Annotated in this window: 4 protein-coding genes and 1 pseudogene; 3 read left to right on the forward strand and 2 right to left on the reverse strand. The window is 64.0% G+C overall.

Translation table 11 applies throughout. The features are described from left to right. Together V6M49_RS11115 and V6M49_RS11120 are read right to left on the reverse strand one after the other, a co-directional pair. A pseudogene (locus V6M49_RS11115) lies at positions 1-207 on the reverse strand (transcriptional regulator); the annotation flags it as partial. 111 nt (positions 208-318) lie between these two features. Next, positions 319-1059 (reverse strand): MIP/aquaporin family protein, encoded by a 741-nt coding sequence (locus tag V6M49_RS11120; protein WP_332761146.1) that lies wholly within the window; start codon positions 1057-1059, stop codon positions 319-321. A 45-nt stretch (positions 1060-1104) separates the two neighbouring features. On the opposite strand from V6M49_RS11120, the gene V6M49_RS11125 reads away from it, so the two are divergent. The 3 genes from V6M49_RS11125 to V6M49_RS11135 all read left to right on the forward strand — a co-directional run. After that, entirely contained in the window at positions 1105-1779 is a 675-nt protein-coding gene (locus V6M49_RS11125) for an arsenate reductase/protein-tyrosine-phosphatase family protein (protein WP_332761147.1), read from the forward strand. A 149-nt stretch (positions 1780-1928) separates the two neighbouring features. Beyond that, positions 1929-2351, forward strand: a complete 423-nt coding sequence (locus V6M49_RS11130; protein WP_332761148.1) for an arsenate reductase ArsC — start codon at positions 1929-1931, stop codon at positions 2349-2351. A 182-nt stretch (positions 2352-2533) separates the two neighbouring features. Then, positions 2534-2688 (forward strand): FAD-dependent oxidoreductase (locus V6M49_RS11135; RefSeq protein WP_332761149.1); only part of this gene is annotated, 155 nt, incomplete at its 3' end.

A 2688-nucleotide genomic window follows, 5' to 3' on the forward strand; every position in this document is an offset into this window, starting at 1 on the left:
GTCCAGCGGGTCGGTCAGGTCGCAGACGCAGGATTCACCGGAGGATTCGGCCTTGACAATGGACAGCAGCCGCAGCCGGTTGGGGTCGGCCAGGGCTTTGAAGACCAGGGCCTTCTGCTTGGCTTCCTCGGCCCCCAATGCGGGCGGACCTGCCGGGGTGCAGCAGGCGTCATCCGTGGCCTGATCGATTACGGGCAGCAAGTTCATGTACCCATTATGCCCGAATATTGACCATCATCAATGTATTAATCCCGCCGCTCGACCCGGAAGTGGCCACACTACGGAGACGGACCTGCCGTCCCGTTGGTCGACGAAGTCTTAGGAGCTGGCCTTTTCCGATGCGTGCGGAAGAACGACGTCGTCTGCGTTGCGGGCCGCAGACGGGAACAGGATGAGCAGAAGCCCCAGGCCTACGGCCGCCCCGAGCAGTTGCGCCACGACGAACCCGGGAACTGAAGCGGGTGCGATGCCGGCGAAGGTGTCACTGAAGATGCGGCCGACCGTCACGGCGGGGTTGGCGAAGGACGTTGAGGACGTAAACCAGTAGGCGGCTCCAATGTAGGCGCCCACGGCCGGAGCTGCGAGGGTGCCCCGGTTTGTGGCTGCCAGGGCGAAGATCAACAGGACGAGCCCTGCCGTTGCGACGACTTCGCCCAGCAGGTGCCCGGTGGTGGCGCGGTCCTTCACCGAGATGGACGTGCCCACCTCAAACATAGCGTTGGCCACCACGCTGCCGCTGATTGCACCGACGGTTTGGGCAACTACATATGTGCCCAGGTCCGGAAGTGTTAATCCGGTTCCGCTGCGCCGGCCGAGGACCCAGTCCACGAGCGAGACGACGGGGTTGAAGTGTGCGCCGCTGACGGGTCCGAAGACGAGGATCAGCACCGTCAGACCCAGAACCGTGGCCGTGCTGTTCTGCAGCAGCTGCAGGCCGATGTCGCTGGGGGAGAGCTGCTGTGCCATGATCCCCGAGCCAACGACGATCATAACGAGCAAACTGGAACCGAGTAGTTCGGCGAAGGCGCGGCGCCACAACGGCGGTTGTTGAGAAGTCATACCAACAGCTTGACTCAAGATATTTACTCAGTCAAAATTGAATCAATGAACATTGACCCAGTTGAAGTTTTCCGCGCGCGGGTCGCCAAGCACGCGGCCCTGGCGGATCCCGCGCGGCTGCGCATCGTGGACCTGCTGACCCTGGGGGATCTTTCCCCCACGGAGCTGCAGGCCGAGCTCGGGATGCCGTCGAACCTGCTGTCGCACCACCTGCGCACACTCGAAGCCGCGGGCCTGGCGACGCGCCACCGTTCGGAGGCGGACAAGCGCCGCAGCTACATCCGGCTGGCCGCAGGGGCGTTGGAGGGACTGGCCCCCGGCCGCGAACACGGCGCCCGCCGTGTCCTCTTCGTCTGCACGCGCAACAGTGCCAGGTCCCAGCTGGCCGTCGCACTCTGGAATCAGGTCAGCGACATCCCCTCGGCCTCGGCGGGCACCCACCCCGCGGACCGCATCGCCCTGGGTGCCATTGATGTCGCGAGTCGCCACGGTGTTGCTCTCGCGGACCATCCCCCGCGCCGGCTCGATGAAGTGGCGCACGATGATGACTTCGTCGTGACCGTGTGCGACAACGCCCACGAGGAAATCCTCAACCTGGGAGGGATCCATTGGTCTGTTCCGGATCCACTGCGTCTCAACACGGAGGATGCTTTCGAGGGCGCCTTCACTGACATCTTCCACCGCGTTACCGGCCTCGCGCCCCGACTGCACGCTGCCTGATAGTCCACGCCCGCAAATATTGACAACCATCAATATATTGTCCGATACTGCATGCATCGACGCATATCAATGTCTAGTCGGTGTGGGTGGTGCGGACACGACGACCTCATCAAAACTGATCCACACGCAACTGATTCCAGGAGAAACACGTGAGCACCGAAACCGCCAAGAAGCCGTCCGTCCTCTTCGTCTGCGTCCACAATGCCGGCCGTTCGCAGATGGCCGCTGCCTTCCTCACCACGCTTTCCAAGGGCGGGATCGAGGTGCGTTCCGCCGGTTCCCAGCCTGCGGATAAGGTCAACCCGGCCGCCGTCGAGGCCATGGCCGAACTGGGCATCGACATGTCTGCAGAGATCCCCAAAGTCCTCACCACCGAGGCCGTGAAGGAGTCCGACGTCGTGATCACCATGGGCTGCGGTGACGAATGCCCGTACTTCCCCGGCAAGCGCTACGAGGACTGGGTCCTGGAAGACCCGGCCGGGCAGGGCGTGGAGTCCGTCCGCCCCATCCGTGACGAGATCAAGACCCGCATCGAAGGACTCATCGAGTCCCTGGTCCCGGCCGCCAAGTAACCACACGCCGCGGTTAGGGAGGGGGGTGAACTGGATGGACACCGATTGCTGCACCGATACGGGCTGCTGCGACGAGGATGATCTGGACTGCTGCTGAACAGCCGCCCCGGCCTGCCGGTCCCACAAGGCTCCGGCAGGCACCCCGATCGAACCGCACACCAACGGATGAAACAGAGGACAGCATGGATCCGCTAAAGACCCTTCCCGTCGCCGTCATCGGCGCCGGCCCCGTCGGTCTTGCTACCGCAGCCCACCTGCTCGAACGCGGCCTCGAGCCGCTGATCTTCGAGGCAGGCCCGACGGCGGGATCCGCCATCGAACAGTGGCGCCACATCCG

The sequence above is a fragment of the Pseudarthrobacter sp. genome, from assembly GCF_036675385.1.
Taxonomy (GTDB): Bacteria; Actinomycetota; Actinomycetes; order Actinomycetales; family Micrococcaceae; genus Arthrobacter.